This is a genomic window from Thiomonas sp. UBA7699, from assembly GCF_002482605.1.
In the GTDB taxonomy this organism is placed as follows: Bacteria; Pseudomonadota; Gammaproteobacteria; order Burkholderiales; family Burkholderiaceae_C; genus Thiomonas; species Thiomonas arsenitoxydans.
Genome location: NZ_DLGH01000023.1, coordinates 1 through 14,227 on the forward strand (window position 1 = coordinate 1; position 14,227 = coordinate 14,227).

14 protein-coding genes are annotated in these 14,227 nt (G+C 65.5%); 7 read left to right on the forward strand and 7 right to left on the reverse strand.

Translation table 11 applies throughout. The features are described from left to right. A partial coding sequence (locus B3H47_RS10235; RefSeq protein WP_286986922.1) for a glucokinase occupies nucleotides 1–448 on the reverse strand: 448 nt, incomplete at its 3' end. Between the two features lie 136 nt (nucleotides 449–584). On the opposite strand from B3H47_RS10235, the gene edd reads away from it, so the two are divergent. Next, on the forward strand, nucleotides 585–2,480 hold the full coding sequence (gene edd / locus B3H47_RS10240; protein WP_286986923.1) for a phosphogluconate dehydratase: 1,896 nt from the start codon (nucleotides 585–587) through the stop codon (nucleotides 2,478–2,480). Then, on the forward strand, nucleotides 2,477–3,100 hold the full coding sequence (eda, locus tag B3H47_RS10245) for a bifunctional 4-hydroxy-2-oxoglutarate aldolase/2-dehydro-3-deoxy-phosphogluconate aldolase (protein ID WP_286986924.1): 624 nt from the start codon (nucleotides 2,477–2,479) through the stop codon (nucleotides 3,098–3,100). Before edd ends, eda begins: the two co-directional genes overlap by 4 nt. 20 nt (nucleotides 3,101–3,120) lie before the next feature. Here the strand turns inward: eda and B3H47_RS10250 are convergent, their stop codons facing one another. The 4 genes from B3H47_RS10250 to B3H47_RS10265 form a co-directional block, all read right to left on the reverse strand. After that, on the reverse strand, nucleotides 3,121–3,324 hold the full coding sequence (locus B3H47_RS10250) for a hypothetical protein (protein ID WP_013121841.1): 204 nt from the start codon (nucleotides 3,322–3,324) through the stop codon (nucleotides 3,121–3,123). A gap of 104 nt (nucleotides 3,325–3,428) precedes the next feature. Continuing rightward, entirely contained in the window at nucleotides 3,429–3,638 is a 210-nt protein-coding gene (locus B3H47_RS10255) for a hypothetical protein (RefSeq protein ID WP_286986925.1), read from the reverse strand. Between the two features lie 14 nt (nucleotides 3,639–3,652). Continuing rightward, on the reverse strand, nucleotides 3,653–4,786 hold the full coding sequence (cydB, locus tag B3H47_RS10260) for a cytochrome d ubiquinol oxidase subunit II (protein WP_286986926.1): 1,134 nt from the start codon (nucleotides 4,784–4,786) through the stop codon (nucleotides 3,653–3,655). A gap of 5 nt (nucleotides 4,787–4,791) precedes the next feature. After that, nucleotides 4,792–6,429, reverse strand: coding sequence for a cytochrome ubiquinol oxidase subunit I (locus B3H47_RS10265; protein WP_013104169.1), 1,638 nt, complete (start codon nucleotides 6,427–6,429; stop codon nucleotides 4,792–4,794). Nucleotides 6,430–6,811: 382 nt separating this feature from the next. Between B3H47_RS10265 and B3H47_RS10270 the strand changes: the two genes are divergently transcribed. Both B3H47_RS10270 and B3H47_RS10275 read left to right on the forward strand, forming a co-directional pair. Then, nucleotides 6,812–7,135, forward strand: coding sequence for a DUF1840 domain-containing protein (locus tag B3H47_RS10270; RefSeq protein ID WP_013104170.1), 324 nt, complete (start codon nucleotides 6,812–6,814; stop codon nucleotides 7,133–7,135). Continuing rightward, nucleotides 7,136–8,098: a cation diffusion facilitator family transporter gene (locus tag B3H47_RS10275; RefSeq protein WP_286986927.1), complete on the forward strand. Its 963-nt coding sequence runs from the start codon at nucleotides 7,136–7,138 to the stop codon at nucleotides 8,096–8,098. Here the strand turns inward: B3H47_RS10275 and B3H47_RS10280 are convergent. Both B3H47_RS10280 and B3H47_RS10285 read right to left on the reverse strand, forming a co-directional pair. Continuing rightward, on the reverse strand, nucleotides 8,086–9,129 hold the full coding sequence (locus B3H47_RS10280; RefSeq protein ID WP_286986928.1) for a sterol desaturase family protein: 1,044 nt from the start codon (nucleotides 9,127–9,129) through the stop codon (nucleotides 8,086–8,088). The genes B3H47_RS10275 and B3H47_RS10280 overlap by 13 nt on opposite strands. Before the next feature lie 18 nt (nucleotides 9,130–9,147). Then, on the reverse strand, nucleotides 9,148–10,203 hold the full coding sequence (locus tag B3H47_RS10285) for a beta-propeller fold lactonase family protein (RefSeq protein WP_286986929.1): 1,056 nt from the start codon (nucleotides 10,201–10,203) through the stop codon (nucleotides 9,148–9,150). A gap of 279 nt (nucleotides 10,204–10,482) precedes the next feature. On the opposite strand from B3H47_RS10285, the gene B3H47_RS10290 reads away from it, so the two are divergent. The 3 genes from B3H47_RS10290 to B3H47_RS10300 all read left to right on the forward strand — a co-directional run bounded on the left by B3H47_RS10290 (nucleotide 10,483) and on the right by B3H47_RS10300 (nucleotide 14,199). Continuing rightward, entirely contained in the window at nucleotides 10,483–10,911 is a 429-nt protein-coding gene (locus B3H47_RS10290) for a hypothetical protein (protein ID WP_286986930.1), read from the forward strand. 43 nt (nucleotides 10,912–10,954) lie between these two features. After that, nucleotides 10,955–11,533, forward strand: coding sequence for a glycine zipper family protein (locus tag B3H47_RS10295; protein ID WP_013104175.1), 579 nt, complete (start codon nucleotides 10,955–10,957; stop codon nucleotides 11,531–11,533). Between the two features lie 92 nt (nucleotides 11,534–11,625). Then, the gene (locus B3H47_RS10300) at nucleotides 11,626–14,199 is read left to right on the forward strand and encodes a penicillin-binding protein 1A (RefSeq protein WP_286986931.1); all 2,574 of its coding nucleotides are present in this window, start codon (nucleotides 11,626–11,628) and stop codon (nucleotides 14,197–14,199) included. The last annotated feature ends 28 nt before the right edge of the window (nucleotides 14,200–14,227 follow it).

Consider the following 14,227-nt stretch of genomic DNA (forward strand, 5'->3'; position numbering starts at 1 on the left):
TCAGGCCCGACACGCCCAGGCCGGTGCCCGCGCCCAGCAGCGCCAGCGGCGCGCCGGGCACGGCGCTGCCGCCGCCCACCTGAACGAGCTCGGCCGCGGGCAACTCGGGCAGGGCGCGCGCGAGCACAGCGAAGTCGTTGAGCACCAGAAAGGTCTGCAGCCCCAGCTCGGCGCGGGCCTGGGCGATGGAAAAGGCCCAGTGATGGTTGGTCATGCGAATCTGGTCGCCATACACCGGGTTGGCAATACCGATGGCGACATGGCGCACGGCGGTCGCGCCCGTGGCGGCGAGATAGGCGAGCAGCGCATCGGCAAAGCGGGCGTAATCCGCCGTGGGCAGCACGCGAATATCGCTCAGCCCTTGCGCGGTGTGCAGGGCGAATCGGGCATTGGTGCCGCCGATGTCGCCGACCAGGCGGGTGGCAGGAAGGGAGAGATTCGCAGTCATCTTGGGGGTGTACTCTGAGCAGCCTTGCCGGTGGGGTAGGCATAGTATGTTGCCTGATGAAGCGGGTTTGAGCCCCTTAATGGCCTGTGGGTACGGAGTATCGCGGCCTATCGCTAAATGACTGTTTGGAGTTGCCATGTCTTCTTTGCATCCCGTATTAGTGGCCGTGACGCAGCGCATCGAGGCGCGTAGCGCGGCGCGGCGCGAGGCTTATCTGGCGCGCGTGCGCGCGGCGCGGGGCAGCAAGGTCGAGCGCGGGCACCTCTCCTGCACCAACCTGGCGCACGCGATGGCGGCCGCCCCGGCGCCGGCTAAGCTGACGCTCAAGGAAATCACCCCGCAGTCCCGGCCCAATCTGGCCATCGTTTCCGCGTACAACGACATGCTCTCGGCGCACCAGCCGCTGGGCGCGTTTCCGGCCTGGATCAAGGAGGCCGCGCAGGCGGCGGGCGCCACGGCGCAGTTCGCCGGGGGCGTGCCCGCGATGTGCGACGGCGTGACCCAGGGGCAGGCCGGCATGGAGCTGTCGCTGTTTTCGCGCGACGTCATCGCCATGGCCACGGCAGTGGCGTTGAGCCACCAGATGTTCGACGCCGGGCTCTACCTCGGGGTGTGCGACAAGATCGTGCCCGGCCTGCTGATTGGCGCCCTGGCTTTCGGCCATTTGCCTGGCATATTCGTACCCGGTGGCCCCATGACCAGTGGCATGGGCAACGACGAGAAGGCCCGCATCCGCGCGCTGTATGCCGAAGGCAAGATCGGCCGCGCCGAACTGCTCGAAGCCGAGATGCAGTCGTATCACAGCGCGGGCACCTGCACCTTCTACGGCACCGCCAATTCCAACCAGATGCTCATGGAGATCATGGGCCTGCACCTGCCCGGCTCGGCCTTCGTCAACCCTGGCACGCCGCTGCGCGAAGCGCTCACCCGCGCCGCTGCTACCCGCGCCGTGGCGATTTCTGCCGAAGGCCCGGAGTACACCCCGATCGGCGAACTGGTCGATGCGCGCGTGATCGTCAACGGCCTCGTCGGCCTGCTGTGCACGGGGGGCTCGACCAACCACACCATCCACCTCGTGGCCATCGCCCGCGCCGCGGGCATCGACATCAACTGGACCGACTTCGACGATCTCTCCAAGGCCGTGCCCACGCTCACCAAGCTCTACCCCAACGGCCGAGCCGACGTCAATCAGTTCCACGCGGCCGGGGGCATGGGCTTTGTCATCCGCGAACTGCTCGCCGCCGGTCTGCTGCACCCCGATGTGCAGACCGTGGCCGGGCCCGGCCTGGCGCGCTACGCGCAGGAGCCGGGCTTCGATGGCGGCCAGCTCGTCTGGCGCCCGGTAAACGACGAGACGCTCGACCGCGACATTCTGCGGCCCGTCTCCGATCCGTTCGCCCCAGACGGCGGCCTCAAACTCATGACGGGCAATCTGGGGCGTGCCGTCATCAAGGTCTCGGCGGTCAAACCCGAATACCGCGTGATCACCGCGCCCGCCCTCGTGTTCGACGAGCAGGACGACCTGCTCGCCGCTTTCAAGCGCGGCGAGCTCGAGCGCGACTTCGTCGCCGTCATCCGCTTTCAGGGCCCGGCGGCCAACGGCATGCCCGAGCTGCACAAGCTCATGCCCACGCTGGGCGTGTTGCAGGAGCGCGGTTTCAAGGTGGCGCTGGTGACCGACGGGCGCATGTCGGGCGCCTCCGGCAAAGTGCCCTCGGCCATTCACGTCACGCCCGAGGCGGCGCACGGCGGGCCGATCGCCAAGGTACGCGAAGGCGATCTCATCACGCTGAACGCCCACACCGGAGAAGTCAACGCCGAAGTGCCGCCCGAAGTCTGGGCTGCGCGCCAGGCGCAGAGCGTCGACCTCAGTCGACGCCAATACGGCGTGGGCCGCGAGCTGTTCGCCGCCTTCCGCCACCATGTGGACGGCGCCGAGCAGGGGGCGACCAGCTTTCAGCATCCCGACTGGGCCCCCAAACGAGAGCCCGCCCTGTCCGCTGCGCCCGTCGCAGCAGGAGCCACGCGATGACCGCCGAAGAACTGCTGCGCGCCGGGCCGGTGATGCCCGTGCTGGTGATCCGCGATGCCGGGCAGGCTGTCGATCTGGCCACGGCGCTGGTGGCTGGCGGCATCCGCACCCTGGAGGTGACGCTGCGCACCCCGGCCGCGCTGGACGCCATCCGTCAGATTCGCGACCGCGTGCCCGGTGCGCTGGTGGGCGCGGGCACCGTGCTGAGCCCGAGCGACTGGCAGCGCGCGCAAGACGCGGGCGCGATGTTCGGCATCAGCCCCGGGCTGACGCCCGCGCTGCTGGCGGCTACCCGCCCAAGCAGCTTGCCCTTCGTGCCCGGCGTGGCCACCGCCAGCGAAGCCATGACGGCGCTGGACGCGGGTTTCACCGCGATGAAACTGTTTCCGGCCGAAGCCGTGGGCGGTCAGGCGCTGCTCAAGTCCTTGCACGGACCGCTGCCGCAATTGCTGTTCTGCCCGACCGGGGGCATTCACCCGGGCAACGCCGCGGCCTATCTGGCGCTGCCCAACGTAGGCTGCGTGGGCGGCTCTTGGCTGGCGCCCGAAGCGGCCTTGGCCGCGCACGACTGGGCCGCCATCACCGCCCTGGCGCGTGAGGCGGCAGCGTTACGAAAGTAAGGGCGCGGCAGCCCGCTGGGTCAGTTCGGCTGGTGCGGTTCTGCTGTGCGGGGTTCATCCAGACGTTCGAACCACACGACGGCGCCTGCCAGCAGCAGCACGAAAAAAGCGGTGCCGAAAATCCAGGCGAAATACCACGAGGCGTTACTGCCCACGAGGATGCCGATGCCGATCACAACGGCACCGATGACCAGGAACAGCGCGAGAGAGAGCAGTTTTTTCATGGCTGTCATCCTTTAAAACCGAAGGTTGCAATAAAAAGGGCCAGGTTGCCCTGGCCCTGGAGCAAGGCTCTGCCGCGAAGCGAGAGCCTTCGGTGCGGCGTGACTCAGTGGCCGCCGCGTTGAGCGCCGCCGTTGCGGCGGTCATCTTCCTGGGCGTCGAAAAAGGCGCCCGAGGCGGCAGAAACCAGCACGATCATCGCGGTGCCCACGATCCAGGCGAAGTACCAGGAGGCGTAGTCGCCGATGATCACGCCGATGACAATCGCAATCAGCGCGATGGTCATGAAGAGCACGAAATAAAGAAGGTTTTTCATGATGAGATCCTTGCTCAATAGGCGTGGGGGTCGGCTTCGACTTCCTTCGGATCGACCCTGCCGCGCATGACGTAGAACGCCCAGCTGGTGTACCAGAAGATGATGGGCACGAACACCACGGTCCAGCCGGTCATCCACAGCAGCGTGGTTTCACTGGAGATGGAATTCCACAGGGTCAGGCTTTGCGAGGGGTTGGAGCTCGACGGCATGAGGAAGGGGAACATGGCCACGCCGATGGTGCCGACCACGCCGATCCACGATACCGCGCCCAGCCACCAAGCCAGGGTGTGCTTGTTGCTGCGCACGCTCGTCCAGCCGAAGAACAGACCGGCAAAACCGAGCAAGGGCACGGCCCAGAGGATGGGGTAGCTTTTGTAGTTGGACAGCCAGCCACCGGGCACCAGTTCGACGGTTTGCTGCAGCGGAGTTTGCGGCACGCCGCCTCCGGGGAAGCTCACGATCTTGTAGCCGTTGACCATGCTGACCCACACGCCGAGCACCGCGAACAGCACGATGGCGGCCAGGGCGGCATAGCCCGCTGCAGTACGGGCACGGCCCGCGACGGGTTCGGGCGCGCGGCCCATCATCATCACGCCACCCATATAGACCGACAGCGACAGCGACAGCAGGCCGGCCAGCACCGAGAACGGGTTGAACAGGGTGATGAAGCTGCCGGTATAGACCGAGCGCATATCCCACTGAAAGTGGAAGGGCACGCCCATGAGCATATTGCCCATGGCGGCGCCGAAAATGATCATCGGCAGCGCGCCGCTGAGCAGCAGCGTCCAGTCCCAGGCATTGCGCCAGGCCGGCGAGGCGATTTTGCTGCGGTATTCAAACCCCAGCGGGCGCACGATCATGCTCCACAGCAGCAGCAGAATGACCACATACAGACCGGAGAACGAAGTGGCGTAGATCAGCGGGTAGGCCGCGAAGATCGCGCCGCCGCCGAGAATGAACCACACCTGATTGCCGTCCCAGTGGGGGCCGATGGCATTGAGCATGGAGCGGCGCTCGGTATCGGTTTTGCCGATGAAGCGCAGCAAGGTGCCTACGCCCATGTCCATGCCGACCATGGTGCCCAGCGCGACGAACAGCACGCCGAGCAGGACCCACCACAAGACTTGAAGGATGAGATACAAGTCCATGACTATTACTCCTTATGGGCGCTCATCGGAGCGGCCGGGTTGGGGGCGAAACCACCGCCGAACGACGGCTGGGGTTTGCGGCCTTGGGGAATGGTCGGAGTGGACGGCGTGCCGTGCTCTTCCGGCCCTTGCTTGATCGCGCGCACCATCAGATACATCTCGACGGCGATGAAGATGGAGTAGAGCGACACAAAGCCCACCAGCGAGAAGATCATGTAGCCCACGCTATGGCTGGATGCAGACATCCAGGTAGGCAGCATGCCGAACACGGTCCAGGGTTGACGGCCCACTTCAGCAGTGAGCCAGCCCATTTCGCAAGCGAGGAAAGGCACGGGAATCATCCAGGGGGCGAATTTGAGGAACCAGCGGTTCTTCGGCTGCTCCAGCTTGCCGCTGATGGTGAGCATGGCGGCGTAAACGAAGTAGGCCAACATCAGCAGGCCCATGCCGACCATGAGACGGAAGGTCCAGAAAATCACCGAGACTTCGGGGATGGTGTCCTTGGCGGCCTTGGCGATGTCCGCGTCCGTTGCCTTGGAGACATCTTGTTCAGGCGAGTAGCGCTGCGCGAGGAAACCGTAACCCAGGTCTTTTTCGTGCGCCTTGAACTGCGCCATGGCAGCGGCATCGTTGGGGTTCTTGCTCAGCAGCTTGAGCGCTTCCACCGCCGGAATGCCGTTCTTGATGCGCTGCCTCGCGTCCGCCTCGATCTGGTCAACACCCGGCACGACCTTGGTGAGGGTGTGGGTCAGCAGCGGCGTCAGCACATACGGCACCTGGATAGACCAGACGTTCTTTTGCTCGCTCTGCGACGGCCAGGCCACCACATTGAACGGAGCAGGCGCAGCCTCGGTTTGCCACATGGCTTCCATGGCGGCGAGCTTGGACGGCTGCGCATGCGCGCCGACGAAACCCAGCGCGTCACCCAGGGTGATGACCCCGGCGGTGGACAGCACGCCGAACAGCGCGGCCATGCGGAAGGAGCGGCGAGCCAGTTCCATATGGCGGTTGCGCACCATATACCAGGCGCTCACCCCGGCAACGAACACCGCGGCGGTGACGTAACCGGCGATGCTGGTATGCACGAACTTGGCCTGCGCATCCGGGCTGAAAATCAGCGCGCCGAAGTTGGTGAGTTCCATGCGCATGGTCACCGGGTTGAACGCGGCACCTTGCGGGTCTTGCATGAAGCCGTTGGCCACCAGAATCCACAAGGCCGACAGGTTGGAGCCGATGGCCACCAGATAGGTCACCAGCAGATGCTGACCTTTGGTCAGGCGCTTCCAGCCGAAGATCATCATGCCGATCATGGTGGATTCCATGAAGAAGGCCATCAGTCCTTCAATGGCCAGCGGCGCACCGAAGATGTCGCCGACGAAACTGGAATAAAACGACCAGTTGGTGCCGAACTCGAACTCCATGGTCAGGCCGGTGGCCACGCCCAGGGCGAAGTTGATAAGAAACAGCTTGCCCCAGAACTGGGTCATGTCGCGGTAGATCGTTTTGCCGGTGGTGACGTAAACCGTCTCCATGGCGGCGATCATGAAGCTGATGCCCAGGGTGAGGGGGACGAAAAGGAAGTGGTACAGCGCGGTGGAGGCAAATTGCCACCGCGATAAGTCCACGACGAGGGTGTCGATCATTTTTGCGCTCCTGTTGTGTCGATCCGTGGGTCTTGCGCAGCATGGCGCGGCTGATTGACACCCACGCGGCGAAGAACACGGAGCAAGGATAGGCGCCCACGTATCTCGTTTTTTTGATTTGGAGCAATGTCCGGGAATTCCCTAGGCTTGGCAGTGGCCCTTACGCTGCATTGTTCTGCGACAAAACGTCGCAGTCTGCTCGTCTGCGTTGATTTTTCATGCGGGTGGAAGCTTTTTCTGCGGTTTTGCTGCGCTCACGCGACGCGGGCGAGCTGCGGACGACCCATTCCAGAAAAGGACATTTGCATGGCATTCGACCGTCAGCGTCGGCACAATGCATCTGAGAGACGGCGCAACGACGTTTCCCCCGCAAGGAGCCCCCATGATTTACAAATTTCAATCCAAGGCCGACAGTGATTTGTTCATGAACGTCGGCCCGGCCGAACGCATTCTGTCCATCATCGGCAAGTCGGCGGGCGCGCAAGGCATCATCGAGCCGTCCGAAATGCCAGCGGCCATTGCCGCCCTTGAAGCGGCCGTGGACGCAGAAGAACAGGCGCGCAACGCGGCGATGGAGTCGGCCGCTGCGGACGGGCAGGTGGTCTCGGCGGCGCAACCCATCGGCCTGAAGCAGCGGTCCTGGCCGTTCATCCAGATGCTCAAGCGTTGCCAGGAAGCGCAGACGCCGGTTGTCTGGGGCGTGTGAATGCAGGACCCTGAGCACACGCATGCGGCGCACGATCACGCGCCTCATCGCGCACACGCACACGCCGCAGGGCATCATGGCCACGACCATGCCCGAGGCGCCAGCGCGCACCGACTGGGGTGGGCATTGGCCGTGCTGCTGATTTTCACCGTCATCGAGGCGGTCGGCGGCTGGTGGGTGAACTCGCTGGCGCTGCTGTCCGACGCGGTGCATATGGCGGCGGACAGCGCCGCGCTGCTGCTGGCGCTCGTAGCCATCCGCCTCAGCGCCCGTCCGCCGAGTGCGCGGCTGACCTATGGCAACGGACGCTGGCAGACACTGGCGGCCTTCGTCAATGGGCTGGTGCTGCTGCTGTTGACCGTGGGGCTGATCGTCGAGGCCCTGCAGCGTCTGTGGCGGCCCGAGGCGGTGGAGGGCGGCTGGATGCTGGTCATCGCCGCGCTGGGCGGCCTGGCCAATCTTGGGGCGCTACTTGCCCTGACGGGCGGCGAGTCGCTGAATGAACGTGGGGCGCGGCTGCATGTGCTGTCCGATTTGCTGGGTTCGGCGGCGGCCATGCTGGCGGCGGGGCTGATTCTGGGGTTCAACTGGACGGTGGCCGACCCGCTGCTGTCACTGCTGGTATCGGCGCTCATCCTGCGCTCGGGCTGGCATCTCACCCGCGATAGCGCGCACGTGCTGCTCGAAGGCGCGCCTGCGAGTCTGAGCGCAAGCGAAGTGCGCGAGGCCTTGGCCGACGTGCCGGGCGTGGCGGGAGCCCACCATGTGCATGTCTGGTCACTCGATGGCGCAGAGCCGGTGGTGACTTTGCATGTGCGCCTCGCGGCCCAGGCCGAATCGGAGGCGACCTTGCGCGCAGTGCATCATCGCCTGCATGACGCGCTGGGCATCGAGCATGCCACGGTGCAGATCGAGGCTGGCGCCTGCATCGGCCCCGGTCAGCCCCATTGTCACCTGGGCTGACGGTCTGGCAGCGTCGGCGCAGCGAATGGCGCAAACAGCCGCCGAACCATGCGGCGCAGACCAAGCCCCTGTTGCGCCCAGAAGCCGTCGCCGTAATCCTCGCCCTGGCCGTCTGGCGCGGCAAGCTGGGCACGAACGCCGGTGGGCTGCAGCGGTGTGGTGAAGTCGGCAGAACGGAACAGCACGTCCCACCACGGCAGCAGCACGCCGAAATTGCAGCCGTAGAGCCGCGCGTTGTTCTGGTGGCCAAGCTCGTGGCCGTAGCCCACCGCGTGGTGCAGGCGGTGAAATCGCGGGCTCACCAGCAGCCGCTCGCCCAGCCAGCCGAAAGACAGCCGGATGTTGGCATGTTGCAGACTTTGCAGCGCGCCCGACACCAGCGACAGCGCGACAAACTGGTTGGGCGGCACGCCGATCAACAGCGCCAGCGCGGCGAAAAATGCCGCCATCAGCACGTCGTCGAGCACATGGTTGCGATCGTCCGACCACAGGCTGAGCTGACGCTGGCTGTGGTGCACCGCGTGCAGTTCCCACCACCACTGGATCTGGTGCTGGGCGCGGTGATACCAGTAACCAGCAAAGTCGAGCACGATCAGGTAGATCAGGAAGCTGATCAGCGGCCGGTCGGTGATGCCGGGCCACAGCGCGTCGAGGTTGAGGTTGTCGATGCCGCGCAGGCGGAACCATTCCTGCAGGCTGTCAAACGCGGGTTGCAGGGTGAAAAACAGCACCAAATTGATCAGCCCCAGGCGGTTGATGAAGGTGTAGAGCACATCCACCCGCACCGCGCGGCGGTTGGGCCAGACTTCAAGTGGCCGCAGCGCTTCGAGCGGACGCAACACGGCGTAGACCACGCCGATCTGCAGCACCCCGGCGAGAAACCACAGCACGCCGTCATAGGCGAAATCGTCATCCACCATGAGGTGAAAGTGGTAGAGCACCGGCTGCACCAGGGTGACGAAAACCCAGGTCTGCGCCTCGCCGATGAGCAGGCTGGTGGCGTGGCTGATCCAGTCGAGCGGATTGAGCATGGCGGTGGGTGGAGGAAGTCAGCGCGTGGCGGCGATGGTCGGGGTCGGCTTCAGCTGCAGTGATGCAGCCTGCTGACGCGCCAGTGTGGACAGAGGCGGCAGGTTGTCGTAGAACGGCGCGCGGTTGTAGAAGTAGATGCCGTGCGGCGACTTGCCCACCGGAATCACATCCACCAGCTTGCGCGTATCCATGTCGATCACCCCCACCGAGCGGGCGAAGCGGAAGGTCACCCACAGCCAGCGGCGGTCGGCGGAAAGCTCCATATCGTCCGGCCCCGGGCGCAGACCGGTGATGTCGCCCACCTTGGTGAGGGTGTCCATGTCGAGAATGCTGATGGTGTCGGACACCCGGTTGCTCACCAGCACATGCCGCCCGTCGGCCATGGAGCGGAAGTTGTGCGCCGCCTTGCCGGTGACGATGCGCTTGAACACCGTGCGGGTGCGCGGATCGACGGCCACCACCGCATCGCTGCCGGTCAGCGCGACCAACAGGGTTTTGTCCCCCGGCGTCAGCCACAGCCCGGCCGGGGTTTCGCCCACTTTCAGCGTCCACATTACGGTTTGCGTGGGCAAGTCGATGGCGGCCACCGAATTGGTGTCCTGCAGGCTGATGTACACCGTCTTGCTGTCGGCGGTGAACGCCATGTGGCTGGGCAGCGACTTGAGGGGAATACGCTTGGCGAGCAGGAACTTGCCCTGGTCGTAGCTGTAGATGTCCACCCGGTTCAGGCGCAGGCAGTTCACCACGAACCAGCGGTGATCGGGCGAAAAACCGATCTGGTAGGGGTCGGGAATATTGGGCACGTTGCCTATGGGCTTGCCCGTCTGCGGGTTGAGCAACATGAGGTCGCCGCTCACCGCGTTGGCGACGATCAGGTCTTGATTGTTCGGCGTGGCCATCAGGTGATGCGGCTCCTTGCCGGTGGCAAAGCTGCCGATGGGCTGACGGGTGTCCTGGTTGATCAGAGTGATGCGGGCGTCGCCCGAATCGAGCACCACCACCACATCGTCCTTGGCCTGCGCCAATCCGGTCTGTGCCAACAGGACCGAGAAAACAAACAGGAATTTACGCATGGGATCACCAAGGAAGCACTCAGGAAGGCGCGTTGCAGCCCCGAATACGGGCCATCAGGACGCGCTGCGGCCGCAACTGTAACGCGCGCGCAGGCCGAGCTGTTGACCAGAAACAGTCTGCAATCAGTCCGCATTAAAAATTTGCATTCACCGCACCCCATGGGTTGTCCCCCATTGGGGGCTGATGCTCGTTAAAGTGCAAAGCCTGTGGTGGGCATGGTTGTGGGCGTGTGGCGGAACTTGGTCCGGCGGCCGCGTTCCAAACAGAAAAGAGTTGATATGCATCCCTTATCCCGAATCAAGATGGTTTTGTTGGCCGCCGCGGCGGTCGGGGCTTTGCTCGTGCCGGGCCTGGCGCAGGCGCGCGTGCATTGGAGTATCGGTATTGGCGTGCCGGCTTACTACGGCTGGGGGCCGGGTTGGGGTTCTGGCTGGGACGGCAGTTGGTACGAGCCCGGTTGGTATGGGCCTTTCCCGGGCTATGGCGGCTGGTCCGCCTGGAGCCCTCCGGTGGTGGTGGAGCGGCAGCCGGTGGTGGTGCAGTCGCTGCCGCCCGGCCCGGCGCCGCAGTCGTTCTGGTACTACTGCCAGAACCCGGCGGGTTACTACCCCTATGTCGCGGCCTGCCTGGGCGGGTGGACGCCGGTGCCTGCCTCGCCGCCTCCGCCGCCTCCGCCGCCTCCGCCGCCTCCGGCGCCTGCCAAGTGATTCACGCTTTCCACTTTTTATAACGATCTATCGAGGAAGCATCATGCGAATTTATCGAAACCTTCGGTTTTCCCGTCCCCTGTTTCTTCTTCCTGCCGCTTTGGGCGCGCTCGTGCTGGGGGGCTGTGCCACCGCGCCGCTCGGGCCCACGATTGCGGTCATGCCGGCCCCGGGTATGCCTTTCGAGCAGTTTCAGGCAATCGATGCGAGCTGCCGCCAGTTTGCGCAGCAGCAGGCCGCGCCCTACCAAGGCGGCGCGAGCAATTCCGGCGTGACCTCGGCGGCCCTTGCCACCGGCATCGGGGCCGCAGCCGGGGCGCTGATCGGCGGCAACAGCCAGGGGGCCGGTGTGGGCGCGGGCCTCGGCCTGCTCGCGGGCAGCGCGGGCGGTGCGGGGTCTTATGGCGACACGCAGGGCAGTGCGCAGCGCGCTTACAACATTGCGTATCAGCAGTGCATGTACTCAAGGGGTGCGCAGGTGCCGGGTTATGCGGCGCCGCGATATGTGGCGCCGCCTCCGCCCCCGGCCTATCCCGCGCAGCCGTCTTACCAGCCGGCGCCTCAACAGCCGAGCTATCAGCCGCAGCCGGCCTATCCACCGACCTATCCCCCGGCGCAATGAGGGCGCGCCGCGCAGATCGTTACGTCGGGTCACAACTGCTCACAGGATGGCGGGTGTTTTAGCGGATGCGGCGGCTATCATGCCCCGCGACTATGAGTACCTCTGCTGACTCCGCCCCTGCGGGTTCTCCCAAGCCGCCTGCAGGCCGCGACAAGCGCCCCAAGCGCGCTGTGCGTTCCCGCCCTCTCTGGCTCAAATTTTTGCTCGGCGCCGTGCTGCTGGGCGTGGCCGGAATATTGGCGCTGGTGTTTGCCGTGGTCATGCTCTATCCGCGTTTGCCCGCGCTGAGCGAACTCACCGATTACCGCCCTGACCTGCCGCTGCGGGTGTATTCGGCCGAGGGCACGCTGATCGGCGAGTTTGGCGTGCAGCGCCGCACCGTGGTGCCGTTTGAGCAGATTCCGCTACAGGTGCGCGAGGCCTTTCTCGCCGCCGAAGACTCGCAGTTTTACGAGCACGGCGCGGTGGACTGGACGGGCGTGTTTCGCGCCGCCCTGGCCGACCTGATGCACGGCGCGGCCGTGCAGGGCGCCTCCACCATCACCATGCAGGTGGCGCGCGACTTCTATCTCAGCCCGCAAAAAACGCCGCTGCGCAAATTCACCGAAGCGCTGATGGCCTACAAGATCGAGCATGAGCTGAGCAAGAATCAGATTCTCGAGCGCTATCTCAATCAGGTCTATCTCGGCCAGCGCGCCTACGGCGTGGCGGCGGCGGCGCAGGTGTACTTTGGCAAGCCGCTCGACCAGCTCACGCTGGCGCAGGCGGCCGTACTCGCGGGTTTGCCCAAGGCGCCTTCGGCCTTCAACCCGCAGACCAATATCAAGGCCGCGCTCATTCGCCAGCATTACGTGCTCGGCCGCATGAAGGTGCTGGGCGACATCACCCAGGCGGAGTATGACGACGCCATGCAGGCGCCTCTGAATGTGGTGTCCGGGCAAGGCCTGCTGCGCTACAAGGTGGACGCCGATTACGCCGCCGAGCAGGTGCGCGAGATCATGGTGGCGCGCTTCGGCGAATCGGCCTACACCGACGGCTATAAGGTCTACACCACCCTGCACGACCGTGACCAGAAGGCGGGGGTGGACGCGGTACGCGCCGGGGTGCTGGCCTACGACCAGCGGCACGGCTGGCGCGGACCGCAGGCGCGCATCGATCTGCCCGCGCACGATGCCGATGCGCTCGGCGTGGCGGTCAAGGCGCTCAAACCCTACGATGCGGCCGGCAGCCTGCATCCGGCCGTGGTGCTGCACGCCAGCCCCAAGCTAGTCGAGGCCGTGCTCGAATCGGGCAACACGGTGGAACTCAGCGGCGATGCCCTGCGCTTCGCCGCTGCGGGCCTGTCACCCAAAGCCGCTGACAAATTGCGCATCGATCGTGGCGCCGTGGTCTGGCTGCAGAAGCTGGCCAAGGGCTGGCGCATCGCGCAGATGCCCGATGTGCAGTCGGCGCTGGTGTCGGTCGATCCGAAAGACGGCGCAGTGCGCGCCTGGGTGGGCGGCTTCGACTACAACCACGAGAAGTTCGACCATGTGAATCAGGCCTTCCGCCAGCCCGGTTCGAGCTTCAAGCCCTTCATCTATTCCGCCGCGGTGGACGAGGGCCTGGCGCCCACGACCGTCATCGACGATTCGCCCATCACCATTTCGCAAGGCCCGGGGCTGCCGCCGTGGACGCCGCACAACTACGACAACGAGCAGCTCGGCGCCATTCCCGCCACCCTGGCGCTGGCGCATTCCGACAACGTCTGCGCGGTCAAGGTGCTGCTGGCCGTGGGCATTCCCTACGCCCGCCAGTTCGCCTCGCGCTTCGGCCTGCCGCTCGACCAGATTCCGCCCTATCCCACCATGGTGCTGGGCGCGGGCAGCTTCACGCCCCTGCAGATGGCCACGGCCTATGCGGTGTTCGCCAATGGCGGCTCGCTGGTGCAGCCCTATCTCATCAAACGCATCGTCGATGCTCACGGCGCCGAGGTCTATGTCCACAAGCCGGAAATCGCGGGTCAGAACGCGCCGCGCATCATCAGCGCGGCCAATGCCTTCCTCACCACGCAGATGATGCAGGCGGTGATCCAGCACGGTACGGGCGCGGCGGCGCTGTCGCTAGGCCGCATCGATCTGGCGGGCAAGACCGGCACCTCGCAGAATTTTCACGATGCCTGGTTCGACGGCTTCAACCCCGATCTGGTCGCCATCACCTGGATGGGCTACAACAACCAGCGCGACCTGTACCGCGGCGAGCAGGGCGCCAAGGCCGCGCTGCCGATCTGGATGGACTACATGCGCGTCGCGCTGCAGGGCAAGCCCGACGTACCCTGGCCGGTGCCGTCTGGTGTGATCATGTCGCAGGTCAACCCGGCCACCGGCTTTGCCTCCAATGGCCCAGGCGCGGTGAGCGGCTACTTTCTGCAGAATTTCCCGCCGCTGGCCATCGACGCCCAGATGCCGCTGTCAGCGCCTTCTTCGGCGCCGCTGGCTGCAGGTGGCATCAGCACCGGCAGCGGCGGCATGCTGGTCGGACCCGGCGGCGTGCCGGTGGGCACTTCCACCGTCAGCGTGCGCGGTCAGGGGCCGGGCACGCACCCGGCAGCGGTGGCCCAGCCCGTGGCGCCCCCGCCGTCTCTGCAGCCGGGGGCCATCCTGCCATCGCTGGGCGGCAATCCCTGAGGAGGGCGCCACCATGCCTGCTGCTGCG